This is a genomic window from Microbacterium pygmaeum, from assembly GCF_900100885.1.
GTDB lineage: Bacteria > Actinomycetota > Actinomycetes > Actinomycetales > Microbacteriaceae > Microbacterium > Microbacterium pygmaeum.
Genome location: NZ_LT629692.1, coordinates 877,476 through 903,060 on the forward strand (window position 1 = coordinate 877,476; position 25,585 = coordinate 903,060).

The window sequence follows — 25,585 nt, forward strand, 5'->3', positions numbered from 1 at the left end:
GCGATACCCCGGTTTCGGTGACGCGCCCGGCGTCGTATCGTGGCGGCATGGGCGTTCGGACGCTGTTCCCCATCCTCAACTCGCGCGACCTGCCACGACTGGTGCGCTTCTACGAGGACGCGCTCGGCGCGACCGTGCAGTACCGGTTCGCTAGCGGCGAGGTCGACGACTACGTGTCGCTCGCCTTCGGCGGCGAGTCGCTGGGCATCGGACGGGTGCCGGATGCCCCGTCGACCGGTGACCGCATCGCGCTCTGGTTCTACGTGGACGACGTCGATGCGGCGTACGCCGCGTTCACGGCCGCGGGTGGCAGAGGCATTCAGTCGCCCGCCGACATGCCGTGGGGCGAGCGGGTGGCGCAGGCGCGCGATGCCGACGGCAACCTCGTGAACCTCGCCGCCCAGCCGCCGGAGGCCTCTAGCGGCTGAGGAGATCGTGCCGGCACGGCGCTGAGATGGAGCCGACGCGGCGCGGTGGCCGTGGCATCCGCTCCTCAGTGCTTGCTGCCGGTGAACAGCAGGATGCCGCCCAGACCGATCATGAGTCCGCCGCCGGTCGCGGTGAGCGTCTCGATGCGCTTCGGCGAGCGGCCGAACCAGGTGCGCGCACCGGCGGCCGCGAGCGCCCAGACGCCGTCGGAGACCAGCGCGAGCACGAAGAAGATGAGCCCGAGTTCCATCATCTGCAGCGGCACCGCGCCCGCGCCCACATCGACGAACTGGGGGAGCACGGCCACGAAGAACGCGATCGACTTCGGATTCGTGACGCCGACGAGGAAGCCCTCTCGAAGCTGACGCCACACCGAGCGCGGGGCCCCCGCGGTGGCGACGCGGGCCGACTCCGTGCGGTGGCGGATCGCCTGCACGCCGAGGTAGACGAGGTAGAGCGATCCGGCGACCTTCACGATCGTGAAGAGCACGGCCGATTCGGTGACGATCGCTCCGACGCCGAACGCGACGGCCGCGATCAGCGGCAGCTGCCCGAGCGCGTTGCCGAGCACGCTGAGGAGGCCTCCGGTGCGGCCGAGCGCCAACGCTCGTCCGATCGTGAAGAGCACACTCGGACCGGGGATCACGATGAGCACGAACGCCGCCAGGGTGAAGGCGAGTGCGTTCTGCGTCGGAACCATCCACACAGGGTAGTGTCCGCCGCGAGGCCCGCACGAGGGGCGGGATCAGAGCGTCTCGGGTGCTCTGACGACGACGGTGACGAAGCCGTTCTCACTCCATGTGAAGCGGACGCTCTGATCCGGCGTCATGCCCGTCGGGCGCCGCTCGGGCGCGATCCGGTCGAACGGCAGCGAGACGACCAACTCGCCCTGCGTGCGGGCATCCAGCGAGACGCAGCGGCCTCGCGTGCGCTCCCCGTCGGTCAGCAGCAGGCAGCTCTGGTCGCGCCGGCCGGCATCGGCCCCGCCGATCCACAGCGACCACCCGTAGTGCTCGCCGAGGGGCTGCGCCCACGACATGGCACCGCGGATCGGGAAGTCGGGTGCCGACTCGATCGTGGACAGGTCCACGTACCCGCCGGTGGAGGCCATGATCATCACCGGCACGTGGATCTCCGCCGCATCGAGTGCCGATCCCGCCTGCGGCGACGCGACGCCGCCGCTCGTGAGGAATCCGGCGACCATCAGTGTCGCCACGCCTGCCGCCACCACCCCGGCGATACCCCATCTGCCGGGCGGAATCCGCCTGCGGCTGCCCGCGACCGGCGTGCTGCCCGCGACCGGCGCGACCTCCGCGACCGGCGTGACTCCCGCGACCGGCGCGACCTCCGCGACCGGCGCGCCCGACACCCGCGACGTCTCCGGCTCCGAAACAGCCACCGCTCGCGCCGATTCCTCCGGCTCGGGCACGGCGGAGGTCTGCTCGGGGCGCGCGGGCAGCGCGAGGTCCTCCAGCTCGGTCAGTCGCGCCAACGCCTCAGGGTCCGCGTCGATATCCGGCGCGGGACCGTAGGCACGTCGACGCAGCTCGGTCAGTTCATCGCGAGTTGCGGCATCCATCATCCCCGTCCACTTCCCTGTGGAACGATTCCAGTCTGCTCCTTTCCGGGCGCGCTGGGGCGGAATCCGCTCAGCGCTCCCGCAGGCGTGGTCCTCTACCCTGAGAACATGATCACCACCCCCGAGGGCACGCCCGTCCGCCAGGTGCGCCCGAAGACCGAGGGATGGTCGCAGAAGAAGGATGCCGAGGGCCGGCCGCTCCTGCAGTTCGCCAGCCCCAAGCGGGGCAAGCCTCCGCTGCACCTCGCCGACCTGACGCCCGACGAGCGGATCGCCAAGGTCAAAGAACTCGGTCTGCCGGGCTTCCGCGCCAATCAGCTCGAGAAGCACTACTTCACGCACTACACGCACGACCCCGCCGCCATGACCGACCTTCCGGCCGAGAGCCGGGAGGAGTTCGTGCACGGGATGCTGCCGCCCCTGCTCACGGAGGTGCGACGCCTCGAGACCGACCGTGGCGACACCATCAAGTTCCTCTGGAAGCTGCACGACGGCGCACTGGTGGAGTCGGTGCTGATGCGCTATCCCGGCCGGATCACGCTGTGCGTCTCGTCGCAGGCCGGCTGCGGGATGAACTGCCCGTTCTGTGCGACCGGGCAGGCCGGCCTCACCCGCAACATGTCCGCCGGCGAGATCATCGAGCAGATCGTGCGCGCCAACCGGCTGATCGCGGACGGCGGGCTCGGCGGGAAGAAACGCGACGACCACTCGGCCGACCGTGTCAGCAACATCGTCTTCATGGGGATGGGCGAGCCGCTGGCCAACTACGCCCGCGTGATGCAGGCCGTGCGTGTGATGGTCGATAAGGATCACGGACTCGGCATGAGCGCCCGCGGCATCACCGTCTCGACGGTCGGACTCGTGCCGGCGATCAAGAAGCTCGCCGACGAGAACATCCCGGTGACCTTCGCGCTGTCGCTGCACGCGCCGGACGATCACCTGCGTAACGAGCTGATCCCGGTCAACTCGCGCTGGAAGGTCGACGAGGCACTGGATGCCGCCCGCGAGTACTTCGACAAGACCGGCCGACGCGTCTCGATCGAATACGCGCTGATCAAGGACATGAACGACCACGGGTGGCGCGCCGACCTGCTTGCGGACAAGCTCAACGAGCGCGGCCGCGGCTGGGTGCACGTCAACCCGATCCCGCTGAACCCGACGCCCGGCTCGATCTGGACGGCGTCCGAGGTGAGCGTGCAGAACGAGTTCGTGCGCCGTCTGAACGACGCAGGCATCCCGACCACGCTCCGCGACACGCGCGGCAAGGAGATCGACGGTGCGTGCGGTCAGCTGGTGGCCACCGAGGCCGACATCGCCGATGCCGCAGTGACCCCCGCCGAACTCTGACGACCTGACAGAATCGGCGCATGCCGAACTGGATCATCGTCGGGCTCGTCGCGCTCGCGTTCGCCCTGGCCAGCGCATGGGTCGCGCGGCGTCTGCTGGACACCGATGTCGGGTGGGTCCGGGCCGCCGTCACGGCACTCGTCGTCTTCGTCCTGTCCCTGCCGCTGGTGATCTGGACGCTCACCGAGGCGGACGTCTACGAGAGCGGCCGCATCGTCGTGGACGATCCGATCGCGGTCCTGTTCCTCGCGATCATCCTCGGCTGGATGTTCGCCGCCGCGATGGTCGTCATCGTGACGCTGGAGTTCTTCTGGCCCTCGCACGGCATGGCCAATCCGGTCACGGTCGTCCGCGAGGCGCTGCGCCGACGCGACCGCGCGCGGCGGTACGCGCAGATCGTCGCCATCGGATCGCGCCGTGGACTCGGCTTCTACGAGGGTCGGAGGCGCGGCACGGCCGACCTGCCGACCGCACTGGTGGCGGCCATGAACGACGCGGGCGTGACCTTCGTCAAGCTCGGTCAGGTGCTCTCCTCCCGCGAGGACGTGCTGCCGCGCGATCTGATCGATGCGCTGTCCACCCTCCAGATGGACTCGACGCCGATCCCGTGGCCGGAGGCCGAAGCCGCCATCACCGCACAGCTGCGGCGTCCGATCCCCGAGGTGTTCGCAGAGATCGACCCGGAGCCGCTGGCCGCAGCATCCGTCGCCCAGGTGCATGCCGCACGGCTGCTCACCGGCGATCCGGTCGTGGTGAAGATCCAGCGCCCGCGTGCCAGGGCGCAGGTCACCACCGACCTGGATATCCTCGATCGCCTCGCCACCGAGGCGGAGCGGCGCACCGGGTGGGCCAAGGAGTACGGCATGCGGGCGCTGGCGACGGAGTTCGCCCGCGCGCTGCGTGAAGAACTGGACTACCGGATCGAGGCGGCCAACACCGAGATGCTGCGCGGCGCCATCGCCAAATCGCCCTCCATCCTTCGGGTGCCGCGGGTGTACGCCGAGCTCACGACGGCGCAGATGCTCGTGCAGGAGCGGGCCTCAGGCATCCCGTTGAGTCGTCTCGAGCCGGATGCGCTGCCGGCGGAGCAGGCCACGGAGATCGCGAACGCCCTGCTCGATGCCGTCGTCGATCAGATCGCCATCCGCGGGGTGTTCCACGCGGACCTGCATCCCGGCAACGTCATCCTGGGCGAGGACGGCACCCTGACCCTGATCGATTTCGGCGCGGTCGGAGTGGTCGAGCACAGCATGCGCCGGATGCTGATCCCACTGCTCATCGGAATGTCCAACGATGACGATGTCGCCGTGACGGACGTCGTGCTGCTGCTGTGCACGCCGATGCCCGGTGCGACCTTCGACACCGTCGCCCTGCAGCACGACATCGGCGTCATCCTCACCCGCATCCACAACAGCGGCGCCGACGAGAACATCTTCCGGCTCCTCGTCGACGTGCTGCGGCGCAACCGGCTCGCCATCCCGCCGTCCCTGCTGCTGGTCTTCCGGACGCTGGCCTCGCTGGAGGGGACGCTGCGCAAGCTGGATCCTGGCTACGACATGGTGGGACGGGCGCTCGAGGTCGTCCCCGGCATGGCGCTGAACCTCCTCTCGCCGCGCCAGGCGATGCTGAGCACCCAGACGTGGTCCGCGCTCCTCGGCGAGCAGCTGAGACGGATGCCGCGCCGCGTCGAGACGATCACCGGGTCGCTGGCCGACGGCACGCTGTCTGTTCGCCTGCGCTCCCTCGAGAGCGACGGCGAGCGCAACTGGGTCGAGACCCTCTTCGGCCGCCTCACCACGATGGTGGTGGGGATCACGCTCATCGTCACCGGGATCATGCTCGGCGTCGCCGATGGTGGTCCGATGCTCACGGGCGACGTGCCGGCCTTCGCGTTCCTCGGCAGCGTCATGGGCCTGGGCGGACTGCTCCTGCTACTCCGGAGCCTGCGGACGGCATTGCGCCGCCGGTCCTGATCAGCGCTGTGCGGCGGTGTGGGCGGCCAGGCGGCGCAGTCCCTCGTCGATCGAGACGCTCGGCGCCCACGCGAGGGTGCGTCGCGTCTCGCGCTGGTCGAACCAGTGCGCGGTGGAGAGCTGTTCGGCAAGGAACCGCGTCATCGGCGGTTCATCCTGGCCCGGCCGCAGCGCCCACGCGCGCTCGATGACCGATCCGGCCGCACGGGCGGCGCCGGCGGGCACGCTCCACCGCGGAGGACGAACGCCGGAGGCGATGCAGATGCCGGCCAGCAGCTCGCCGACGGGCCGCGGCTCGCCGTTGGTGATCACGAACGCGCGGCCGTGCGCCTCGTCGGTGCGGTGGAGCGCGGCGACGATGCCCGTCGCGGCGTTGTCGATGTAGGTGGAGTCGATGAGCGCCCGCCCACCGTCGAGCAGGGGCAGCCGGCCGCGGCGGGCGCGCTCCACGATGCGACCGACCAGCTGCGTGTCGCCCGGCCCCCACACGAGGTGCGGGCGCACCGCGACGACCCGCAGCCTCATCGAGTCCTCGGCGAGCGCGAGCTGCTCGGCCTCCGCCTTCGTGCGCGCGTACTCCCCGCGCGCGTTCGCGGGCGATGCGGGTTCAGCCGCGACCCCGGCGAGGGCGGAGCCCGCGTGCGCGACCGAGGGCGAGGAGACCTGGACGAATCGGGATGCTCCGGCCCGCCGCGCCTGCGTGAGCAATGCCCGGGTGCCCTCCACGTTGACGGCGCGGAACTGGGCGGGGTCCCCGGCCAGCGACACCTTCGCCGCGAGGTGCACGATGCCCTCGGCGCCGTCCACCGCGCGCGCGACAGTCGCGGGATCGGTGACCGAGCCGAGGATGTCCTGCACGCCCTCGACGCCGCTGGGTCGCCGCTGGAGGGTGCGCACGTCGTGACCGGCGGCGGCGAGCTCCGCGGCGACCGCACGCCCCAGGTATCCGGACGCGCCGGTGGCCAGCACGATCACAGGCGATCCATCCGCCCGCCGGCGAGGGTCCGCTCGGCCCAGCGCGACACCCGGGTCCGATCGATCTTGGAGTTGTGGCGGATGTCGGTGGGCAGGCGCGGCACCACGAGCACGGCGGCCAGCGGCACATCGCAGTGCCCGCGGACCGCGGTGGTCAGCTCGGGAGAGGCGAGGCCAGGCGCGGAGGCGTCTGGGATCGTCTCCACCACGGCGACGGCCTGCCGGAGGCGGTGCGGACCGACGCCCACGACTGCCGCCCGGCGGACTCCGTCCGCCGCCTCGATCCGCTGCTCGGGCCCGACCGGTGCGAGCGGCCCGTCCGCGGTCACCAGGACATGCGGCAGTCGCCCTTCGATCCAGAGTCGGCCGTCCGCGTCGAGGTGGCCGACGTCGCCCGTGCGGTGCCAGCGCCCGTCGGGAGTCCCCTGCACCGAGCCCCGATCGGTCAGCCACAGGCGGTCGTAGGACGCTTTGAGGTGCGGCGCCGAGATCACGACCTCGCCGAGCACGCCCGCGGAATCGCTTGTGATGCCGGTGGCCAGGCCGTCCGCATCCAGGGCGCTGATCAGCACGCGGTTGGTCCCGATCGGCATCCCGACGCACACGCCGCGATCCGCGGCAGAGGCCACCGCCCGGATGCCGTCGAGGGTGGTGTCGGTGACCAGGAGGCACTCGGTCATGCCGTACGGGGTGTGGGCGACCGCGTTCGGCATGAGCGCGGCCGCCGCCGCCAGGAGCGGCTCGCCGACGGGCGCTCCGGTGGAGAGGAACGTGCGGACACCCGCGAGGGCACGGCGGTCCTGCTCGGTCAAGGCGTCCGCGGTCGCGACCACGTTCAGGATCGCGGCCGGCGAGAGGAAGACGATCTGCGCGTCCGACTCCCGGACGGCGACTGCGACGCTCGTCGCGGTCAGCGTTCGCGGAGCCGACACGTCCATGTCGGGCGTGGCCGAGCGGGTGCCCAGCGCCGGGCCGAGGAGTGCGAACGGGGCGAAGCCGGTCACCAGCCCCGTGTCAGCCGTCACGCCGAAGTGGGCGGCGAGCACGTCCCGCAGCGCGGACAGCTGACGGTGCGTGTAGGCGACGCCCTTCGCCGGACCGGTCGAGCCGGAGGTGAACAGGATCGCGGCGGGGTCGTCGGGTTCCGGCTCGATCGGGAGCGCCGCAGCGGCGCCCGCGCCGGCGATCGAGGAGAGGTCGGCGGTGACGCCCAGTGCCCGCGCGGCTGCTCGAGGAAGGCGGGGGACGGAGATGCGGATGCCGGGCCAGCCCAGCGCGCGGGCGGCGGCCAGCCCGGGGAGCTCGCCGATGACCACGTCCGGCCATGCGCCACGGACGGCGCGGGAGAGCCCGCGCACGCCGAGTCCGGCGTCGGCGACGACGATCACCGCCCCGATGCGCAGGCACGCGTACACCACGGCGGTCAACGTGGGTCCCGGCGGCACGAGCACCGACACGCGCTGGCCCTTGCGCACCCCGATGGCGGCGAGCCCGGCCGCGAGCCCGCGCACGCGATCATCGAGCTGCCGCCAGGTGACGCGCCGGGCGGGCGCGCCGCGCGTCGACATGTCGAGCACCGCGACATCCTCGTCGGTGCGCCGGGCATCCAGCGCCGCCCAGAGCGGGGTGTACCCGCCGGACATCGGGTGTCCGGCGGTCGCCGGTGCGACGATGGGCCGGACTTCGGATGCTGCGATCTCGCCCAGCCAGCTGAGGACCGCATCCGCGTACGGCCGGTCCTCGGCGATCAGATGGCCGGCGCCCTCGAACCGGTGCACATCGGCGTGCGGAAGCCGGTCGACGAGGTCATCGAGGTAGCGATCACTGAAGATCGGATCCGCGGGTCCCCACAGGAGCAGTGCCGGCACGCGCAGGTCCGCGACGCCGGCGGCGATCCGCTCCAGCGCCTGGAAGCTCGGGTGCCCGGCATCCACCGGGATGTCGGCGACGAACCCGCCGATCCCGCCGCGTCGCGCGGCGGAGCGATACGGCGCACGGTAGGCGTCCTTCACGTCGCTCCGCAGCGGCGGGTGGGCCAGGGCCAGCGTGGTCTCCAGGAACGCGGTCGTGCCCACCGTCGAGGCTGCCAGGACGCCCCGCAGACCCGCCACGCGCAGGGGCGCTGGGATCGGAACGCCTTGCGGATGGTGGACTGCCGTGTTGAGGGCGATCACTCCTGCCAGCAGCTCAGGGTGCTCGACCGCCCAACCGAGCGAGATCACTCCGCCCCAGTCGTGGCCGAGCGTGACGACGGGACCCGTCAGCGCGAGTGCGCTGGTGAAGTCGTCGAGGTCGGCGACGCGGCGCGCCAGCGGCCTTGCGGAACCGGTCCGCGTGGAGAACCCCATGTCGAGTTGATCCACCGCGATCACGCGCCAGGCCGGCGCGCCCGCCTCGGCGGCCCGCAGCGAGGCCGACACGACATCGCGCCACAGGTACGACCAGGTCGGGTTGCCGTGCACTGCGAGGATCGTGCCGACGGGGCTCACGCCGAGGCGATCCAGCTCGTCGGCGGTGTCGAGGAAATGCCATTCGTGGACCGCATCCGACCCGCTCTCGGGAACCCTCCGGGTGCGACTGCAGCGCGCATCGAGACCGGGCAGCTCTGCGAGCGCCCGGATCATCGCGTCGGTCACCAGGCGAGCTCCATCATGGCGGTGTTCAGCCCCGACCCGACACCCATCAGCAGCACACGGTCGCCGCGGCGCAGGCCCGCCTGCTCCCGGTCGAGCGTGATCGGGACCGATGCCGGGCCGATGTTGCCCAGGTGCGGGAACGTGGTGGGCACTGAGGAGCGATCGAGGTCGACCGCCTTGACGATCGCGTCGGTGTGGATCGAGGAGACCTGGTGCGTGATGTAGCGGTTCATGGACTTCCAGTCCCACTCGCCACTGGCCTCTTTCCACGCCGAGACCACGAGGTTGAGGCCGCCCTTCAGGAGTGCCTTGGCGTCGGTGAACATGCCGTCGACGCTGCCGACGCACAGGCGATGGAACTCCGTGGCCGCCCGCGTCACGCCGCCGAGGATGCGGTGTCCCTCGGGGTGGTCGTCCGTGCGGCCGAGGACCGCGGCCGCCGAGCCCGACCCGAGTGTGAGCGAGGCGAATTCGCTCATGAAGCCCTCGCGGTCGCTGTCCGACCGCAGCAGCCGGTCGATCGTGTTGACCTGGATCTCGTCCGCGTCTTCGCCGGCCACGACCATCGCGTAGCGGATCTGACCGGATTCGATCATGGTGGCCGCCAGCGACATCCCGTTGATGAAGCCGAGGCAGGCGTTGGCGATGTCGAAGTTCACGGCCGAGCTGGGCAGGCCCAGCCCGTGATGCAGCGCCACGGCAACGGACGGTTCGAGGTTCGTCCGGGTGACCGACGTGTTGATCAGCAGGCCCACCTCCGAGGCCGGGACGCCGGCTTCGGCGAGGGCTCGCTCGCCCGCCGCGATCGTCGCGGCGTCGGCTGACTCGCCCTCGGCCCAATTGCGCCGTTCCAACACGCCGGCGACACGTCTGAGCAGGCCGGAGCGCAGCTTCAGGCGGGTCAGCGACGGGGCGAGACGGGACTCGATGTCTTCCGATGTCGTGACACGGCTGGGCAGCACGCTGGCGACGGACAGCAGCGAGACATTGGAAAAACGGGCGACGGCGTTACCTGGCACGGGGGACCTCCATTAGGAGGTCGATACTTCCTCCCTATCGGTTGTACATCACCAAGCCTGTGCAAATGCGGGGTTGCGCCGTTTCCGCTGACCTGCATTTCGGATGTCGCGACCGACGGAGCCCGTGCGCGGTCACGGTCCTAGGGTGGATGAGTGCGTCCCGCACGCCCCTGGAAGGAACGCGATGAAGACGATCTCCCTCGGTGGAACGCCGGTCCCCAATGTCGTGCTGGGCCTGATGCGCATCGCCGACAAGAGCGATGACGAGATCCGCACGCTGGTGCGGACCGCGCGGGATTCCGGGATCGACTTCTTCGATCACGCCGACGTCTACGGCGGCGCGCTGCATGTCTGCGAGTCCCGGTTCGCCGAGGCGCTGCAGCTGAGCGCCTCGGAACGCGGCGGGATCACGATCCAGACCAAGGCCGGCATCGTCGGCGACGGACCCTACTTCGATTTCTCCTACGAGCACCTGATCGAATCCGTCGAGGGGTCCCTCCGCGCACTGCGGACCGACTACATCGACATCCTGCTGCTGCACCGCCCGGACGCCCTCGTCGAGCCCGCGGAGGTGGCGCGCGCATTCGACGAGCTCGAGGCATCCGGGAAGGTACGCGCCTTCGGCGTCTCCAATCACACGCCGCGGCAGATCGATCTCCTGGGGACCGCGGTGAGCCAGCCCCTCGTGGCCAACCAGCTGCAGCTGTCCATCACGCATGCGCCGATCATCGCCCAGGGCGTCGCGGGCAACATGGCCGGTCTGGAGCAATCGCTCACGATCGACGGTGGCGGCATCCTGGATTACTGCCGCATCCACGGGATCACCGTTCAGGCGTGGTCGCCGTTCCAGTCCGGCTTCTTCACCGGCACCTTCCTCGGCTCGGCGGAGCACCCGGAGCTGAACGAGGTGATCGACCGGTTGGCCGAGAAGTACGACGTGCCGCCGATCGCCATCGCGACCGCCTGGATCACCCGGCACCCCGCCGACATGCAGGTGGTTCTGGGCACCACCACGCCGGAACGCGTCGCCGGTGCCGCACTCGGATCCGACATCCCCCTCACCCGTCCCGAGTGGTATGAGCTGTTCCGCACCGCCGGCTACCGCGTGCCCTGACCGGCCCGCCCGACGCTTCCCCAACCGAAGGAGAACCATGGTCAACTATCGCTACCTCGGCAACAGCGGTCTCAAAGTCTCGGAGATCACCTACGGGAACTGGGTGACCCACGGCTCGCAGGTCGATGATTCGGCCGCCATCGCGACGGTGCACGCGGCACTGGACGCCGGGATCACGACATTCGACACCGCCGACACGTACGCCAACACGGCCGCCGAGACGGTCCTCGGGAAGGCGATCGCCGGTCAGCGCCGCGAGTCGCTGGAGATCTTCACCAAGGTGTACTGGCCGACCGGGCCGAAGGGGCCAAACGACGGGGGTCTCAGCCGCAAGCACATCCTCGAGGCCATCGACGGCTCGCTCCAGCGCCTCGGCACCGACCACGTCGATCTGTACCAGGCGCACCGGTACGACTACGAGACCCCGATCGAGGAGACGTTCCAGGCGTTCGCCGACGTCGTGCGCTCCGGCAAGGCGCTGTACATCGGCGTCTCGGAATGGACCGCAGAGCAGCTGCGCGAAGGCGCAGCACTCGCGAAGGAGCTGAAGATCCAGCTCATCTCGAACCAGCCGCAGTACTCGCTCCTGTGGCGCGTCATCGAGGAGAAGGTCGTCCCCGCCTCGGAGGAGCTCGGCATCTCGCAGATCGTCTGGTCGCCGATGGCCCAGGGCGTGCTGAGCGGCAAATACCTGCCGGGCCAGCCGGCTCCGGAGGGCTCGCGGGCCACCGACGAGAAGAGCGGCGCGAACTTCATCAAGCGGTTCATGGACGACGACGTGCTCACGGCGGTCCAGCGTCTGAAGCCGGTCGCAGAACAGGCCGGGCTCACGATGCCGCAGCTCGCGATCGCGTGGGTGCTGCAGAACCCGAACGTCGCAGCGGCTCTGGTGGGCGCATCGCGTCCCGAGCAGATCGCCTCGAACGTCGCAGCCTCCGGCGTCACGCTGGATGCGGACACGATGGCCGCGATCGATGCCGCGGTCGGCGGCGTCGCGGTGACCGACGGCGCAGAGACATACTCGGTCTCGCCGAAGACGCGCCCCTGGTGATCGGGCCCGCTCCATGGCGGTGACCAGCGCCGGGATCCTCCTCTACCGGCTGGCGGAGGAGGGTCCCGAGGTGCTCATCGCCCACATGGGCGGTCCGTTCTGGGCATCGAAGGATGCCGGGGCATGGTCGATCCCGAAGGGCGAGTACGACCCCGAGTCCGAATCAGCGCTGGATGCCGCGCATCGGGAGTTCGAGGAGGAGCTCGGTGTCCCGGCGCCGCGCGACGAGACGCCGTACGCGGAGCTCGGCACCTTCGCGTACTCGTCCGGCAAGCGGGTGACCGTCTTCGTCGCCGATGGCGGCGGCTTCGAGGCATCCGACCTCGTCTTCGGCACGTTCGAGGTGGAGTGGCCGCCCCGATCCGGCCGGATGCAGTCCTTCCCCGAGGTCGACCGGGCCGAATGGGTGGCGCTGAGTCGGGCGCAGGAGCTGCTCGTGAAAGGTCAGCGACCCGCCGTCGACGCGCTGGCAACGCACTTGGCGGCCGCGGGCGGGTGATCGATGGGCAATTGTCCCCATCGTGCCCGACAAAGGCGTTTTCGTATGCTGGTCTCCGACGACACGGGAAGGCAGTCGCATGACGGATGGCGTGGAGATCCCCCTCGAATCGATGAGGGCCCTCAGCGACGCGCTCCGCGACATCATCGCCGAGTTCGAGACCGCCGGCTCGCGCACCGGATCCCTCGTGGCAGCCATCGGCAGCCCGCAGGACGACAGCCGCCTCGCCCGCGCCGCCGAGGACTTCGAGTCGGAGTGGAATGACAAGCGCGAGACCCAGCGTCGCAACCTCGAGGAGATGAAGAAGCGCCTCGACGACGCGCACGAGGGGTGGACCGAGGCCGACCTCGAACTCGCGGCGAGCATGGAGGCGTCCCAGTGACGGAGAACTCGTACGTCTACTCGCGAGAGGACATGCCACGCACCGACGGTGGCCGTCGCGTCCGCCACATCGACGGGGACCCCGGGGTCATCACCACCGAAGCCGGCGAGATCGAGTCGCTCGGCGAGAAGATGGCCCGCGCCGCCGCGACCCTCCAGCTCTTCGCCGACGGCACCGTCGGAAAGGGCGCGTCCTTCGACGCCATCCGCGAGCAGGCCAAGGAGGTCTACGAGGACCTCGATGTCGCCTCGCGCCGCTACCGCCCGAGCGGCGCGGCGCTGGGTCGCTACGCGACCGCCCTCAGCGCGGTGCAATCCTCCACCGACTGGCGGGTGGACGGCGCCCACCGCACCTGGCCCGACGTGCGCGACGCCTCCTGGGCGCTGAGCTCCGCGGAGGGCGATCAGCGGGAGTTCGACCGCAACGAGGACCACGACATCGAGCAGACCGGCACCCGGCCCTCCACCGCCGGTGAGCAGGGCGCGTTCGACTCGGCCGTGGAGACCTGGGAGATGTACTGGAGCGGGTACGACGCTCCGGTGGAGACCTGGGAGGCGGCGTACGAGACCGCCTGCTCGAGCCTCGAGCGCACCAACGCGAACGGCGTCAGCGATGGCTTCTGGGACAACGCGATGCCGTTCGTCGAGGTCATGCTCGAGATCCTGTTCTACGTGGGCATCGCTCTGCTGATCGTCGCGTTCTTCGTGACCGGTCCGCTGGCACTCCTGGCCGCCGTGCTCGCAGCCGTCGTCGGGGTCCTCTCGCTGCTCGGCGAGATCGCGAAGCTGAACGCGGGGCGCGGGGACTGGCAGAGCGTCGCCCTCGCCGCCGTGGGGATCATCCCGTTCGGCAAGCTCGCGAAGCTCGGCAGGCTCGCCGACTTCGCCGACGTGGGGGCGAGATTCCCCCGGCTCTCCGGCGCGCTGCGGCTCGGCGGCGACGAGTTCCTGCAGTACGGCCGGGCGCTGGACGACTTCGTCGGCGCGAGGATTCCGGGCCTGTTCGACGTCGGCGGTCCGCACGGACTGAACTCGCAGAACCTGATGCGGATGCTGCATACGCCCGCGTTCCTCGCGGACGGCAACTCCGTCATCACCAGCGTCGCTCAAGGCTGGCGCAACCTCGCGGGCAACCCGGCGAATGCGCTCGAGGCCGTCGGCGGATCCATCGACGCCTACTTCCAGGTCATGGACAGTCTCGTGGGCGCCGGCGATCGGCTGAGCTGACCCGACGTTAGGCTGGATGCACCGTACGAGAGGGCTGGTCGATGTCGTTGCGCGCCGAATTGATCGGAGCCACGGAGACGGATCCGGCATTCGCCGTTCTGCTTCCCGATGGCTGGGAGGGCGATGATGCCGGCTTCGGTGAGATGGACGCACGCCTCGATGCCGCGCTGGCGCAGCTGCCCATCGCCTCGCGCGGCGCTGCACGCGCGCGGATGCGCGACATCCTCGCGACCGCACGGACCGAGGCTGCTCGCGCTGACGTGATCCGCGTGTTCACACCGTCTCGGTCAACGGGTGAGGAGCCGCCGCCGGTGACCCTCGTGGCCTCATGGGTCACCGCGCCGGCCGGAGCGACCGTCGCCGCGATGGGTGCCGATCTGATCCGCCGTCGGGATGCCCGGCCGCTGGACCCCGGGCAGACGATCATCACGTGGTCGACCGACTCGAGCTCGGAGAGCGACGGCACCGTCGTCGACGTCGCCGGTTCCGGGTATCTGCTGCGGGTCCCCGGCAGCACCCGCAAGGCGCTGGTGTTCCGCTCGACGATGCTTCGGGCGGTCGGTGAGACCACCATCGCCGACGAGGGGATCGCCGCGATGTCGCTGCTGTGCGATGCCATCGTGGCCAGCGTCCGGTGGCGGCACGATGCCTGATCTCGTGCTGAACGCCGATCCGGAGATCTGGAGCCTCGTCCCCGGCTGGCAGCAGGCGCTCGCGTGGCGCGAGCAGCGAACGGCCACGACGGAGGCGGAGCGGCGAGCCGACGTCTTCGAGGCGGCCACCCTCGCATTGCGGACCCGTGCGGAAGTGGACGCCACGCACGTGCTGTTCCTCGACGCCGTCGGGCACCGGCTGCTCGGAGCGCTTGCGGTGTTCGCCTACGACGACGTCCCGGCGGCGTCGAGCCGGACCCAGGCTGAGGAGATCGCCCGAGCCATGGTGCCTTCGGCGTGGGAGGTGCACAGCATCGTGGCCGACCTCGGCGGAGGACCCGGGTGGCGTGTCACGGTGATCGATGCCCCGCTGACGGACGACGGAGCGCAGGTCGCGCTCGTCGAGGCCGTCTGGACCGTGTACGTGCTCGAGGTGGCCGGAAGGCTCGTCGTCGCTCTCCTGTCCGCGATGTCGCCGCCCAACGCCGCACTGGCGCAGGTGCACGCGGAACGCGTCCTCGTCACGATGAACGTGGTCCAGGAATGATCCCCGCTTCCGACGAGCAGATCGAGACGCTCGCACGCCAGGCCCGGGAGAAGATCGGCGCGTCGGCGACCCATCACACGTTCGCGCCGCGGGACGCGGAGCGCATCGTCTTCGAGGTGGTCGGCGAGAACGAGTCGGCGACGAGAACCTGGCAGAACGCCCGCTCCATCGGCGACGACGCGAAGAAGCACGCCAAGGCGGCATTGCACCGCCAGTACGGTGGCCGCGCACCCAACGGGTGGATCGGATGGGTGCTGATCCTCGCCGCCGTCTGCGCGGCGCTGTCCGCCGCGCTCTCCAGCGGGTTCCGCGCCGCTCCAGAGGACCGCGAGGTCTTCGCGGCGGCGTTGGCGATCGGCGCGGGCGCGATCGTCCTCGCCGTCCTCGTCGCACTGAGATTCCGCCCGCTGGACCGGGCGAAGTGGCGTATCCAGGCTGTCGTCGCCCTGGGACTGATTCTGTCGGCGGTGTTCACCTTCACCCGCGGGGCCGTCGGTGCGGGCGCGGTCATCGCCGCTTCCGCAGGCATCGCGGTCGTCCTGCTCGTGAGCATGTTCGCGGTGCGTGCGACGCAGCCCGATGCGGCGGCGGACATCGACGGATCGACCGCTCGGGCGTTCCTCGCCGCGATCGACGGCGCCCGATCGGACGCGGTGGCGCTGCAGGCGCGAGTCGCTTCCGACCTCGGCCCCGACACCGCCCGGCTCATCGTCCAGGTCAGGACGCGGGCGTTCGCGAGCGCGCGGACTGCCGGTGGCGCCCGAGTGGATCTGTCGAGGTTCGACGATTCCGTACCCGCCGGTGGAGTGATCATCGGGGACTTCGCGGATCCGATGACGTGGCTGCCGAAGCACCTCGCGGAGAAGGCGTAGCCGACCGCGCGGACTAGTCGTCCAAGGGGAAGTTCCACGCGTCGGAGGGCTCGGCCACGACCGTGCCGCCCGGAAGCAGCGTGTACGAGATCGGCGCACCCGGCTCGAGGGCCGCTTCGGCGGCGGAATCGGCCACTCCGGCCGGCAGCACGATCGTCCTCGGGCTCGCATAGGCCTCGTCCACCGAGATGCACGCGATCTCGGGCAGCGGCTGCTCGACGATGATCATGCAGTATTCGCCGTCGATGGTGGAGCCCGCCCACACCGTGTGCCCGTAGAGACTGCCGTACGGGCGCAGATCCTTGCGGATCACTCGATCCGGCAGATCGCCCATTCCCTCGCCGGCGAGGAGTTCATCACGGAGGGAATCGAGGAAGCGGGTGTAGTCGGCGGCTGAGGATGCCGACCAGTGCCGGTCATCGGACGAGGACCAATCCTGATCCTCCACCACCGGGATCGGCTTCGCGGTGTCGGCGGGTGCCGGCTCGGCAGCATCGGGGCCTGCGGCCCCGGTCTGTCCGAACGGCGCCGCGCTCCAGGCGATCGCACCAAGGAGGAGTGCCGCGGTCGCCGTCGCCACCAGCAGAGCCGTGTGCGCACGTCGCGCGCGCGAGGGTGGCGTCGCCGCGACGGGAGAAGGAACGGATGCGTCGGCGACCGGCGCCGGCGCGGCTACCGAATCCGGAGATGTCGTCCGGGTGTCCTCCACCTCGACAGTCGACATCGCGAAGCGGGAGCGGACAACCGCTTCGAGTTCGTCCAGACGCGCCAGCGCGACCGGATCGTCCTGGATGTCCGGCTGCGGGCCGTACGCGCGACGACGCAACCGCGCCAGTTCGGCGTCGTCGCCCGTGTTCCCCTGCGCGTCATCTGCGCTCACCCCCTCAGGCTAAGCCCGCCGGCGCGGGTCGGCTCCGTGCCCGCAACGCTCAGCCGTCGGTTGCGAGCTCGCGTCGTCTCATCAGGAGGAGCGAGGCCGCGCTGCCGACCACGGTCGCCAGCAGGAGCCACCAGAGCCCCCGCAGGTCGACCCCGTCGGCCGTGACCTCCGGGGCGACCCCGACGGGTGCGAGGTGGATGAGCCAGTCCGGGAAACCGAACAGCGGCCCGAAGAGCCCGAGGATCATCCCGATGACCACGAGCGACCAGCCGACCACGAGCGTCGCGCGCGGAGCGAGCACGAAGACGAGCGAGGTCAGGACGAGGAAGACGGATGCCGCAGCCACCTGCCCACCGCCGGTCACGGCGACAACCTGCAGCAGCGACCAGTCGCCCCGCTGCGCGGCGATCCCGATCGCGGCGCCGACCGCACCGGCTGCGATCACCAGGACGATGCCGCCGAATCCGTCGAGAACATAGTCGCCCAGCCACCGCACGCGTCCGACGGGTGAAACCAGTACCGGCTCGGCGCGGTCCGCGGCCTCCTCCTGGCGCGCGCGGCAGATGACCTGCACGGCGCAGCACGCGGCGAGCACGCCGAGCATCGTGAAGAACACCGTCACCGTCGCCTGCGCCAGGTCGGCGCTGCCGCCGAGCGCGGTGAGCACCTGATCGATTGCGGGGTTGTCCGCGCTGACGGAGTCGACGACCGATGCCAGCGATGTCGAGAGCACTCCGGTGATGAGCCCCCCGATCGTCCACCCGACGACGGCACCGCGGGTCAGGCGCCACACCAAGGCGCCCGCGGTGCCCAGGGACGCGCGGGCCTCCGCCCGCCCGCGCCGTTCGGGGACGAGACCCTGATCGATGTCGCGGACGCTCTGAAGTGCCCATGCGAGCGCGATCAGCACCCCACCGGCACCGATGCACAGCAGGATCGGCGTCGGGTCGTCGTCTGCGAACGGGCGGACGTTCTCACCCCAGCCGAACGGGGAGAGCCAGGTCACCCATGAGCTCTGCATGCGCTGGAGATCCTCGCCGGGGGTTCCCACCGCATTGCCGATCCCGCTCAGGACGAACGTCGCGACCACGATCCACACGGCGAGCGCGTTCGCTCCGCGGGACGTTCGCATCAGCTGGCCCGCGAGCAGCCCGACACCCAGGAACACGATGCCGACCGCGCCGACTGCGGCGCCCGAGATCACCGATCCGGCCGTCCCCGCTCCCGTCGCCAGCAGCGCGAGCGCGGTCAGCACGCCCACCAGGATGTTCGCGAGGACGCCGTGGACGAGCGTCGCGAGCAACGGCATCGTCCGGCCCGCAGGGGTCGCCGCGACCAGCTCGGTGCGTCCGAGTTCCTCATCCATCCTGGTGTGGCGCACCGCGAGGAAGGTGCTCATGAACGCCGCGAGGATCGCGAGCCAGGGGAAGATGAGGAACAGCATGAAGGCGCCTTCCTCGGCGCCCGACGGGAGACCGCGGAACAGCAGGATGACGGGATTCGCGATCGCCGCGGCCAGCAGCGACTCGCGGTCCTGCTGCGTCCCGTACGACTGCGCGACACCGAGGGAGGCGAGGTATGCCAGCAGTGCGATGCCGATCGACCACATCAGCACCTGTCGCCAGTCGCGCCGGATGCGCTGCGCGAGCAGGGGCCCGAGCGTGCTCATGAGCCGACCGCGTCTCCCTGTTGCGCTGCCGTGTCATCGCCGTAGTGCCTGAGGAAGAGCTCCTCCAGCGAGGGCGGCTCGATGCGCAGTCCCTGGACGTTCCGCGCGGCCAATTCCGGAAGGACGGCGTTGACGGCATCCGAATCCACCGTGAACCGCACCCTGCTCTCGTCCGCGACCACATCGTGCGCATCGCTGATGCCTGAAGCCGCCTTCGCGTCCGATCCCGCGAACGACACTTCCGTCCGCGTCAGGTGGCGCAGCTCGGCCAGCGTGCCCGACTCGACGACCCGGCCCGCACGGATGATCGACACGCGGTCGCACAGCTGCTCGACCTCGGAGAGGATGTGACTGGAGAGCAGCACCGTTGCTCCGGCATCCCGAACCCGTGCGATCTCCCGGCGGAACTGCACCTCCATCAGCGGATCGAGCCCACTCGTCGGCTCGTCGAGGATGTAGAGGTCGGCCGGTACCGCGAACGCCGCGATGAGGGCGACCTTCTGCCGGTTCCCCTTCGAATAGGCACGCCCCTTCTTGCGCGGGTCGAACTGGAACGCCTCCATCAGTCGCGCCTTCTGATCGCGATACGCCTGATCGTGGCGGTGCGCGCCGCGCAGTCGCGCCAGCAGGTCGACGGCCTCGCCGCCGGACAGGTTGGGCCAGACGCTCACGTCGCCGGGGATGGAGGCGATCCGCCGATGGATCGCGGTGGCGTCCCGCCACGGGTGCAGACCGAAGACGGATGCCTCGCCCGACGTGGCCCGCGCCAGCCCCAGCAGGACGCGGATGGTCGTGGACTTTCCTGCGCCGTTGGGCCCGAGGAATCCGTGGATCTGTCCCTGCTCGACGGTGAGGTCCAGCCCGTCGAGCGCGTGCGTGCGTCCGTAGTGCTTGTGCAGGCCGGTGGTGCTGATGATGGCGTTCACGGACGCTGACTGTACGCCGCGCGGAGCGCTTTGGGAATACGCATCGAGCGCGAGCTGATGTATACGCAGAGGACCACTATCGGGCGTACATGGCTTCTCGTACGGCTCTGTGTATACACTGGAGGAGTCGTCGTCGATTCGGAGGTGCGGGATGCGGGCAAGTGATCGCGCCTACCGCACGCTGCTGGATGAGATCCAGTCCGGTGCTCTCGCGCCCGGCACGGTCCTGGGCGAGGTGGAGCAGTCGGCACGCCTCGGCGTCAGCCGCACACCGCTGCGCGAAGCGCTGGGCCGTCTGGTGGCCGACGGCCTGGTCGTGCAGCAGTCCGCGCGGGTCACGGTCGTCACCGGGATCGACGCCGATGACATCCGAGAGCTGTTCGAACTGCGCCGCGCGCTCGAGGAGTCCGCGGCGCGCATGGCGGCCGAGCGGGCGGACTCCGCTTCCTTCGCCGATCTGGCCGACGAATTCGCGCACGCGAGCCTCGACGGGCGGTCCGGTCTCGATGCGTACTACGCGCTCATCGGCCGCTTCGACACCGCGCTGGACGCTGCGGTCGGCAACGACTACCTCACGTCCGCGCTGCGGACCGTCCGCACCCACCTCGTGCGCGTGCGCCGGCTGGCGCGCGACAACCCGGACCGGCTCGCCGCGTCAGTGGCCGAGCACCGGCTGATCGCCGCGGCGATCGCGGCGCACGATGCCGACCTGGCCGCCTCCGCGACGCACGTGCACCTGCACAACGCGCTCGAGAGCATCCTCCACTCCATCGACGCTTCGACGGGCTCGGCGACCTCCCCATCGGTCCCCGTGCTCGTCGAGGGGTCCTAGAACTCCGAAAGAGAGCACATGACCGTCACGCATCACCTCCGTGTCCACCGCAGCGACGAGGACCTCGCCCGCGAGGGCCAGCTCGCCTGGCGCATCGCCGAGATCGCCGCCGACCCGGTCGATGTGGACGCCGACGTCGTCGACATGATCATCAACCGGGTCATCGACAACGCCTCCGTCGCTGCGGCATCGCTCACCCGCGCCCCCGTCAGCGCGGCGCGCCAGCAGGCGCTGGATCATGCGGTCTCGATCAGCGGCAAGGGTTCCACAGTCTTCGGGTGCGCCATCGAGCGTCGCACGAGCCCGGAGTGGGCGGCGTGGGCCAACGGCGTGGCGGTGCGCGAACTGGACTACCACGACACGTTCCTGGCGGCGGAGTACTCGCACCCGGGCGACAACATCCCGCCCATCGTCGCCGTCGCACAGCATGTCGGCGCCGACGGCCGCGCGCTCGTGCGCGGCATCGCGACCGGGTACGAGATCCAGATCGACCTCGTCCGCGCGATCTCACTGCACAAGCACAAGATCGACCACGTCGCCCACCTCGGTCCGTCCGCAGCCGCCGGCATCGGCACCCTGCTCGGCCTCGACGTCGAGACGATCTACCAGGCCGTCGGACAGGCGCTGCACACGACCACGGCGACCCGCCAGAGCCGCAAGGGCGAGATCTCGACCTGGAAGGCGCACGCTCCTGCCTTCGCCGGCAAGATGGCGGTCGAGGCGGTCGACCGCGCGATGCGCGGGGAGACCAGCCCGTCGCCGATCTACGAAGGCGAAGACGGCGTGATCGCCTGGCTGCTGGACGGCCCGGATGCCTCGTACGAGGTTCCGCTGCCCGGGCCGGGGGAGGCCAAGCGCGGCATCCTGGATTCATACACGAAGCAGCACTCGGCCGAATATCAGGCGCAGGCGTGGATCGATCTGGCCCGCAAGCTGCACAACGAGTACCCCGGTCTTCGACAGGCCCAGGGACCGGAGGGCCAGGACATCGAGTCGATCGTCCTGCACACCAGCCACCACACCCACTACGTGATCGGATCGGGCGCGGGCGATCCGCAGAAGTATGATCCGACCGCGTCGCGCGAGACGCTCGATCACTCGATCCCGTACATCTTCACCGTCGCCCTGCAGGACGGCGCGTGGCATCACGTCGACTCGTACGCGCCGGAGCGCGCCGGTCGCGAGGACACCGTGGCGCTGTGGCGGAAAGTCACGACGGCCGAGGACGAGGAGTGGACGCGTCGCTACCACTCCGAGGATCCGAACGAGAAGGCCTTCGGCGGCCGAGTCGTCATCCGCTTCACCGACGGCACGGAGATCGCCGACGAGATCGCCGTCGCCGACGCGCACCCGCTCGGCGCCCGGCCGTTCGCGCGAGAGGACTACATCCGCAAGTTCCGCATCCTGGCCGAGCCCGTGCTCGCGCCCGACGAGATCGAGCGCTTCCTCGATCTCGCACAGCGACTGCCGGAGCTCACCGCCGGAGAAGTGCAGCAGCTGACGATCGTCGCCGAGCACGGCGTGCTGGCCGGCGCTCCCGCGCCCAAGGGACTGTTCTGATGCGGTCTTACGCGAGCGCGGTGAAGAATTCAGGAACGATGCGTGTTCTGGGGCTCGCTTCCACTCCAGACCGGCGACTTTTCCTGACTTCTTCACCCGGAGGACGCCGCTGATGCTCTATTCGACAGTCTCAGCGACCGAGAAGCGGCGAGTCTTGCGGGAACGACTCGCCTCGGATGAGCTGCTGCGGTTCCCGGGAGCCTTCAACCCGCTGAGCGCACGGCTCATCGAGCAGAAGGGCTTCGAGGGCGTCTACATCTCGGGTGCCGTGCTCAGCGCCGACCTCGGGCTGCCCGACATCGGGCTCACCACCCTGACCGAGGTCGCGGGCCGGGGCCAGCAGATCGCGCGGATGACCGACCTGCCGGCGATCATCGACGCCGACACCGGCTTCGGCGAGCCGATGAACGTCGCCCGCACGGTGCAGACCCTCGAGGACGCCGGGCTCGCCGGCACCCACATCGAGGACCAGGTCAACCCGAAGCGGTGCGGGCACCTGGACGGGAAGTCCGTGGTCGACGCCGACACGGCGGTCAAGCGCATCCGCGCCGCCGTCGACGCGCGTCGCGATCCGAACTTCCTGATCATGGCGCGCACCGACATCGCGGCCGTGGACGGATTGGCCGCCGCGATCGATCGCGCCAAGCAGCTGGTGGATGCCGGGGCCGACGCGATCTTCCCCGAGGCCATGCGTTCGCTCGAGGAGTTCGCGGCCGTCCGGGCCGCCGTGGACGTGCCGATCCTGGCCAACATGACCGAGTTCGGCAAGTCCGACCTGTTCACGGTCGATCAGCTGCGCGACGTCGGCGTCAACATCGTGATCTGGCCGGTCTCGCTGCTGCGCATCGCGATGGGCGCCGCCGGTCGCGCGCTGGATACGCTGAACGACGAGGGGCACCTGACCTCGAAGCTCGCCGAGATGCAGCATCGTGCCGACCTCTACGAGCTCATCGACTACGAGGGCTACAACCACTTCGACACCTCGGTGTTCGACTTCCAGATCCAGCGATAGGAGCAACGTTCATGAGCGACGTGGAGATCAAGAAGGGACTGGCCGGAGTCACCGTCGACTACACGGCGGTGAGCAAGGTCAATCCCGACACGAACAGCCTGCTGTACCGCGGGTATCCGGTGCAGGAGCTGGCCGCGACCCAGTCCTTCGAGGCCGTCGCCTACCTCCTCTGGTACGGCGAGCTGCCCACCGACGAGGAGCTGGCGCAGTTCGTCGCCGAGGAGCGCGCCGGGCGCAGCCTCGACGAGAACATCAAGCAGACGATCGACCTGCTGCCGCTGGATGCCCACCCGATGGACGTCGTGCGCACCGCGGTGTCGGTGTTCGGGGCATCCGATCCCGCCGCCTTCGACACCTCGCGCGACTCCGACCTGGACAAGTCCCGGCGGCTGTTCGCGAAGCTGCCGGCCATGGTCGCGTACGACCAGCGCCGCCGCCGCGGGCAGGAGCTCGTCGAGCCACGCGACGACCTGGATTACGCGCAGAACTTCCTCTGGATGACGTTCGGCGAGATCCCCGACCCGCTCGTCGCGCACGCGTTCAACGTGTCGATGATCCTGTACGCGGAGCACTCCTTCAACGCGTCGACCTTCACGGCCCGTGTCATCACGAGCACCATGGCCGACCTGTACTCGGCCGTCGTCGGCGCGATCGGTGCGCTGAAAGGACCCCTGCACGGCGGGGCCAACGAGGCCGTGATGCACATCTTCGACGAGATCGGCTCCGCCGAGAACGTCGTGCCCTGGCTGGATGACGCCCTGGCGAACAAGAAGAAGATCATGGGCTTCGGCCACCGCGTGTACAAGAAGGGCGACTCGCGCGTGCCCACCATGAAGGCCGCGCTGGACACCCTGGTCGAGCACTACGACGCCGATCAGCTCGCCGCGCTGTACGACGCGCTCGAGTCGGAGTTCGTCTCGCGCAAGGGGATCTATCCGAACCTCGACTACCCGTCAGGCCCGGCATACCACCTGATCGGATTCGACACCCTGACCTTCACGCCGCTGTTCGTGGCCGCCCGGGTGACCGGGTGGACCGCGCATATCCTCGAACAGGCGGCCTCCAACGCCCTGATCCGCCCGCTGTCGGCCTACAACGGTCCCGATGAGCGGCATATCGAGGGATACGTGGCGGATGCCGCGATCCTCGCGGCCGCTGAGCGACCGGCCGAATCGGAGGCCTGAGGGCCATGAGCCGTACCGCCGTCATCGTCGACGTCGTCCGCACGCCCTCGGGTCGGGGCAAACCGGGGGGTGCCCTGTCGGAGGTGCATCCGGTCGATCTGGCCGCCGGGGTGCTGCAGCGCGTGCTCGAGCGCAACGGACTGGAGTCCCCTCAGATCGACGACGTCCTGATGGGATGCGTGAGCCAGGTCGCCGATCAGTCGCTGAACATCGGCCGCCAGGCGGTCCTGGCCGCCGGATTCGACGAGCGCGTTCCCGCGACGACGATCGACCGGCAGTGCGGATCGAGCCAGCAGGCGGCGCATTTCGCCGCGCAGGGGGTGATGGCCGGCGCGTACGACATCGTGATCGCCGCCGGTGTCGAATCGATGTCCCGCGTGCCGCTGGGCTCCAGCGCGCACGGTGGAACGGTGTCGCGGGGTGTCGTGGAGCGGTACCCCGACGGGCTGGTCAATCAGGGCGTCTCGGCCGAGCTGATCGCGCAGCGCTGGGAGTTCTCCCGCGAGGAGCTCGACGCGTTCTCGGCCGAATCGCATCGCCGTGCGGCGACCGCGTGGGCGGACTCCCGGTTCGCGTCGCAGATCGTCGAGGTGCCCACCGATGCCGGAGTGATCTCCATCGACGAGACCGTGCGTGCGGGCACCGCCGTCGACAAGCTCGCGGGGCTCCCGGTCTCGTTCCGGACCGAGGAGCTGGCCGCACGGTTCCCCGATCTGGACTGGAAGATCACCCCGGGCAACTCCTCGCCGCTGACCGACGCGGCGTCGGCGACGCTCATCATGAGCGAGGAGAAGGCGATCGAGCTCGGGCTGACGCCTCGCGCGCGGTTCCACGCGTTCGCGGTCGTGGGCGATGACCCGCTGATGATGCTGACTGGTCCGATTCCGGCGACGCGGCGCATCCTCGAGCGGGCGGGCCTGGGCATCGACGACCTGGACGCCTACGAGGTGAACGAGGCCTTCGCCTCGGTGCCGCTCGCCTGGCAGCGGGAGCTGCGCGCCGACCCGGAGAAGCTGAACTCCTGGGGCGGTGCCATCGCGCTGGGCCATGCGGTCGGAGCATCCGGCACGCGCCTGTTGGGCACCCTGCTGGCGACCCTCGAGGCGACCGGCGGCCGCTACGGGCTGCAGACGATGTGCGAGGGTGGCGGCCTGGCGAACGCGACGATCATCGAGCGCCTCTGACAGGACCGCTCCTCTGTCGCGAACCGTCCACTCGGC

Annotated in this window: 24 protein-coding genes; 16 read left to right on the forward strand and 8 right to left on the reverse strand. The window is 70.0% G+C overall.

Annotated elements, in window-relative coordinates; genetic code table 11:
• Nucleotides 1–47 precede the first annotated feature (47 nt).
• The gene (locus tag BLT19_RS04060) at nt 48–428 is read left to right on the forward strand and encodes a VOC family protein (RefSeq protein WP_091486808.1); all 381 of its coding nucleotides are present in this window, start codon (nt 48–50) and stop codon (nt 426–428) included.
• 65 nt (nt 429–493) lie between these two features.
• Here the strand turns inward: BLT19_RS04060 and BLT19_RS04065 are convergent, their stop codons facing one another.
• Together BLT19_RS04065 and BLT19_RS17845 are read right to left on the reverse strand one after the other, a co-directional pair.
• A complete protein-coding gene (locus tag BLT19_RS04065; protein ID WP_091486812.1) occupies nt 494–1,129 on the reverse strand; it encodes a LysE family translocator in 636 nt (211 codons plus the stop codon).
• Nucleotides 1,130–1,174: 45 nt separating this feature from the next.
• Nucleotides 1,175–2,011, reverse strand: coding sequence for a hypothetical protein (locus tag BLT19_RS17845; protein ID WP_091486817.1), 837 nt, complete (start codon nt 2,009–2,011; stop codon nt 1,175–1,177).
• A gap of 105 nt (nt 2,012–2,116) precedes the next feature.
• Here BLT19_RS17845 and rlmN point away from each other — a divergent pair, with 105 nt between their 5' ends.
• Entirely contained in the window at nt 2,117–3,355 is a 1,239-nt protein-coding gene (gene rlmN / locus BLT19_RS04075) for a 23S rRNA (adenine(2503)-C(2))-methyltransferase RlmN (RefSeq protein ID WP_091493256.1), read from the forward strand.
• A 20-nt stretch (nt 3,356–3,375) separates the two neighbouring features.
• A complete protein-coding gene (locus BLT19_RS04080) occupies nt 3,376–5,328 on the forward strand; it encodes an ABC1 kinase family protein (protein WP_091486821.1) in 1,953 nt (650 codons plus the stop codon).
• Here BLT19_RS04080 and BLT19_RS04085 read toward each other — a convergent pair whose 3' ends face one another.
• From BLT19_RS04085 to BLT19_RS04095, 3 genes are read right to left on the reverse strand one after another with little or no spacing between them, the layout of a single operon-like run.
• Entirely contained in the window at nt 5,329–6,303 is a 975-nt protein-coding gene (locus tag BLT19_RS04085; RefSeq protein WP_091486826.1) for an NAD-dependent epimerase/dehydratase family protein, read from the reverse strand.
• Nucleotides 6,300–8,927, reverse strand: coding sequence for an alpha/beta fold hydrolase (locus BLT19_RS04090; RefSeq protein ID WP_091493259.1), 2,628 nt, complete (start codon nt 8,925–8,927; stop codon nt 6,300–6,302). The genes BLT19_RS04085 and BLT19_RS04090 overlap by 4 nt, the downstream gene beginning before the upstream one ends.
• An 8-nt stretch (nt 8,928–8,935) precedes the next feature.
• The gene (locus BLT19_RS04095) at nt 8,936–9,958 is read right to left on the reverse strand and encodes a 3-oxoacyl-ACP synthase III (protein WP_091486830.1); all 1,023 of its coding nucleotides are present in this window, start codon (nt 9,956–9,958) and stop codon (nt 8,936–8,938) included.
• Nucleotides 9,959–10,142: 184 nt separating this feature from the next.
• On the opposite strand from BLT19_RS04095, the gene BLT19_RS04100 reads away from it, so the two are divergent.
• From BLT19_RS04100 to BLT19_RS04135, 8 genes are all read left to right on the forward strand, one after another.
• Nucleotides 10,143–11,072, forward strand: a complete 930-nt coding sequence (locus tag BLT19_RS04100; RefSeq protein WP_091486835.1) for an aldo/keto reductase — start codon at nt 10,143–10,145, stop codon at nt 11,070–11,072.
• Between the two features lie 37 nt (nt 11,073–11,109).
• On the forward strand, nt 11,110–12,123 hold the full coding sequence (locus BLT19_RS04105) for an aldo/keto reductase family protein (RefSeq protein ID WP_091486841.1): 1,014 nt from the start codon (nt 11,110–11,112) through the stop codon (nt 12,121–12,123).
• Between the two features lie 13 nt (nt 12,124–12,136).
• The gene (locus tag BLT19_RS04110; RefSeq protein ID WP_091486844.1) at nt 12,137–12,622 is read left to right on the forward strand and encodes an NUDIX domain-containing protein; all 486 of its coding nucleotides are present in this window, start codon (nt 12,137–12,139) and stop codon (nt 12,620–12,622) included.
• A 79-nt stretch (nt 12,623–12,701) separates the two neighbouring features.
• Nucleotides 12,702–13,004: a hypothetical protein gene (locus BLT19_RS04115; protein ID WP_091486848.1), complete on the forward strand. Its 303-nt coding sequence runs from the start codon at nt 12,702–12,704 to the stop codon at nt 13,002–13,004.
• The gene (locus tag BLT19_RS04120) at nt 13,001–14,230 is read left to right on the forward strand and encodes a hypothetical protein (protein ID WP_091486851.1); all 1,230 of its coding nucleotides are present in this window, start codon (nt 13,001–13,003) and stop codon (nt 14,228–14,230) included. Before BLT19_RS04115 ends, BLT19_RS04120 begins: the two co-directional genes overlap by 4 nt.
• A 41-nt stretch (nt 14,231–14,271) precedes the next feature.
• Nucleotides 14,272–14,883 carry a hypothetical protein gene (locus tag BLT19_RS04125; protein WP_091486854.1) on the forward strand — a complete coding sequence of 204 codons (612 nt, stop codon included), beginning with the start codon at nt 14,272–14,274 and terminating at the stop codon, nt 14,881–14,883.
• Entirely contained in the window at nt 14,876–15,430 is a 555-nt protein-coding gene (locus tag BLT19_RS04130) for a hypothetical protein (RefSeq protein ID WP_091486858.1), read from the forward strand. The genes BLT19_RS04125 and BLT19_RS04130 overlap by 8 nt, the downstream gene beginning before the upstream one ends.
• A complete protein-coding gene (locus BLT19_RS04135) occupies nt 15,427–16,302 on the forward strand; it encodes a hypothetical protein (RefSeq protein ID WP_091486862.1) in 876 nt (291 codons plus the stop codon). Before BLT19_RS04130 ends, BLT19_RS04135 begins: the two co-directional genes overlap by 4 nt.
• Nucleotides 16,303–16,315: 13 nt before the next feature.
• Here BLT19_RS04135 and BLT19_RS04140 read toward each other — a convergent pair whose 3' ends face one another.
• From BLT19_RS04140 to BLT19_RS04150, 3 genes are read right to left on the reverse strand one after another with little or no spacing between them, the layout of a single operon-like run.
• Complete coding sequence (locus tag BLT19_RS04140) at nt 16,316–17,182, reverse strand: hypothetical protein (RefSeq protein ID WP_091486866.1); 867 nt, start codon at nt 17,180–17,182, stop codon at nt 16,316–16,318.
• Nucleotides 17,183–17,231: 49 nt separating this feature from the next.
• The gene (locus BLT19_RS04145) at nt 17,232–18,851 is read right to left on the reverse strand and encodes an ABC transporter permease (protein WP_091486871.1); all 1,620 of its coding nucleotides are present in this window, start codon (nt 18,849–18,851) and stop codon (nt 17,232–17,234) included.
• Nucleotides 18,848–19,777, reverse strand: coding sequence for an ABC transporter ATP-binding protein (locus tag BLT19_RS04150; protein WP_172825588.1), 930 nt, complete (start codon nt 19,775–19,777; stop codon nt 18,848–18,850). Before BLT19_RS04150 ends, BLT19_RS04145 begins: the two co-directional genes overlap by 4 nt.
• Before the next feature lie 151 nt (nt 19,778–19,928).
• Here BLT19_RS04150 and BLT19_RS04155 point away from each other — a divergent pair, with 151 nt between their 5' ends.
• The 5 genes from BLT19_RS04155 to BLT19_RS04175 all read left to right on the forward strand — a co-directional run bounded on the left by BLT19_RS04155 (nt 19,929) and on the right by BLT19_RS04175 (nt 25,549).
• Nucleotides 19,929–20,609: a GntR family transcriptional regulator gene (locus BLT19_RS04155; RefSeq protein WP_091486875.1), complete on the forward strand. Its 681-nt coding sequence runs from the start codon at nt 19,929–19,931 to the stop codon at nt 20,607–20,609.
• An 18-nt stretch (nt 20,610–20,627) separates the two neighbouring features.
• A complete protein-coding gene (locus tag BLT19_RS04160) occupies nt 20,628–22,169 on the forward strand; it encodes an MmgE/PrpD family protein (RefSeq protein ID WP_091486880.1) in 1,542 nt (513 codons plus the stop codon).
• Between the two features lie 112 nt (nt 22,170–22,281).
• Nucleotides 22,282–23,181, forward strand: coding sequence for a methylisocitrate lyase (gene prpB, locus BLT19_RS04165; protein WP_091486882.1), 900 nt, complete (start codon nt 22,282–22,284; stop codon nt 23,179–23,181).
• 11 nt (nt 23,182–23,192) lie between these two features.
• Nucleotides 23,193–24,365 (forward strand): bifunctional 2-methylcitrate synthase/citrate synthase, encoded by a 1,173-nt coding sequence (locus BLT19_RS04170; protein ID WP_091486886.1) that lies wholly within the window; start codon nt 23,193–23,195, stop codon nt 24,363–24,365.
• Between the two features lie 5 nt (nt 24,366–24,370).
• Entirely contained in the window at nt 24,371–25,549 is a 1,179-nt protein-coding gene (locus BLT19_RS04175; RefSeq protein WP_091486891.1) for a thiolase family protein, read from the forward strand.
• The last annotated feature ends 36 nt before the right edge of the window (nt 25,550–25,585 follow it).

Excerpts from the sequence above, each read along its gene's own strand:
- BLT19_RS04060 (WP_091486808.1), top strand. The coding sequence starts at position 48 with ATGGGCGTTCGGACGCTGTTCCCCATCCTCAACTCGCGCGACCTGCCA.
- BLT19_RS04065 (WP_091486812.1), bottom strand. The coding sequence starts at position 1,129 with ATGGTTCCGACGCAGAACGCACTCGCCTTCACCCTGGCGGCGTTCGTG.
- BLT19_RS17845 (WP_091486817.1), bottom strand. The coding sequence starts at position 2,011 with ATGATGGATGCCGCAACTCGCGATGAACTGACCGAGCTGCGTCGACGT.
- rlmN (WP_091493256.1), top strand. The coding sequence starts at position 2,117 with ATGATCACCACCCCCGAGGGCACGCCCGTCCGCCAGGTGCGCCCGAAG.
- BLT19_RS04080 (WP_091486821.1), top strand. The coding sequence starts at position 3,376 with ATGCCGAACTGGATCATCGTCGGGCTCGTCGCGCTCGCGTTCGCCCTG.
- BLT19_RS04090 (WP_091493259.1), bottom strand. The coding sequence starts at position 8,927 with ATGATCCGGGCGCTCGCAGAGCTGCCCGGTCTCGATGCGCGCTGCAGT.
- BLT19_RS04100 (WP_091486835.1), top strand. The coding sequence starts at position 10,143 with ATGAAGACGATCTCCCTCGGTGGAACGCCGGTCCCCAATGTCGTGCTG.
- BLT19_RS04105 (WP_091486841.1), top strand. The coding sequence starts at position 11,110 with ATGGTCAACTATCGCTACCTCGGCAACAGCGGTCTCAAAGTCTCGGAG.
- BLT19_RS04110 (WP_091486844.1), top strand. The coding sequence starts at position 12,137 with ATGGCGGTGACCAGCGCCGGGATCCTCCTCTACCGGCTGGCGGAGGAG.
- BLT19_RS04115 (WP_091486848.1), top strand. The coding sequence starts at position 12,702 with ATGACGGATGGCGTGGAGATCCCCCTCGAATCGATGAGGGCCCTCAGC.
- BLT19_RS04125 (WP_091486854.1), top strand. The coding sequence starts at position 14,272 with ATGTCGTTGCGCGCCGAATTGATCGGAGCCACGGAGACGGATCCGGCA.
- BLT19_RS04130 (WP_091486858.1), top strand. The coding sequence starts at position 14,876 with ATGCCTGATCTCGTGCTGAACGCCGATCCGGAGATCTGGAGCCTCGTC.
- BLT19_RS04135 (WP_091486862.1), top strand. The coding sequence starts at position 15,427 with ATGATCCCCGCTTCCGACGAGCAGATCGAGACGCTCGCACGCCAGGCC.
- BLT19_RS04145 (WP_091486871.1), bottom strand. The coding sequence starts at position 18,851 with ATGAGCACGCTCGGGCCCCTGCTCGCGCAGCGCATCCGGCGCGACTGG.
- BLT19_RS04155 (WP_091486875.1), top strand. The coding sequence starts at position 19,929 with ATGCGGGCAAGTGATCGCGCCTACCGCACGCTGCTGGATGAGATCCAG.
- BLT19_RS04160 (WP_091486880.1), top strand. The coding sequence starts at position 20,628 with ATGACCGTCACGCATCACCTCCGTGTCCACCGCAGCGACGAGGACCTC.
- prpB (WP_091486882.1), top strand. The coding sequence starts at position 22,282 with ATGCTCTATTCGACAGTCTCAGCGACCGAGAAGCGGCGAGTCTTGCGG.
- BLT19_RS04170 (WP_091486886.1), top strand. The coding sequence starts at position 23,193 with ATGAGCGACGTGGAGATCAAGAAGGGACTGGCCGGAGTCACCGTCGAC.
- BLT19_RS04175 (WP_091486891.1), top strand. The coding sequence starts at position 24,371 with ATGAGCCGTACCGCCGTCATCGTCGACGTCGTCCGCACGCCCTCGGGT.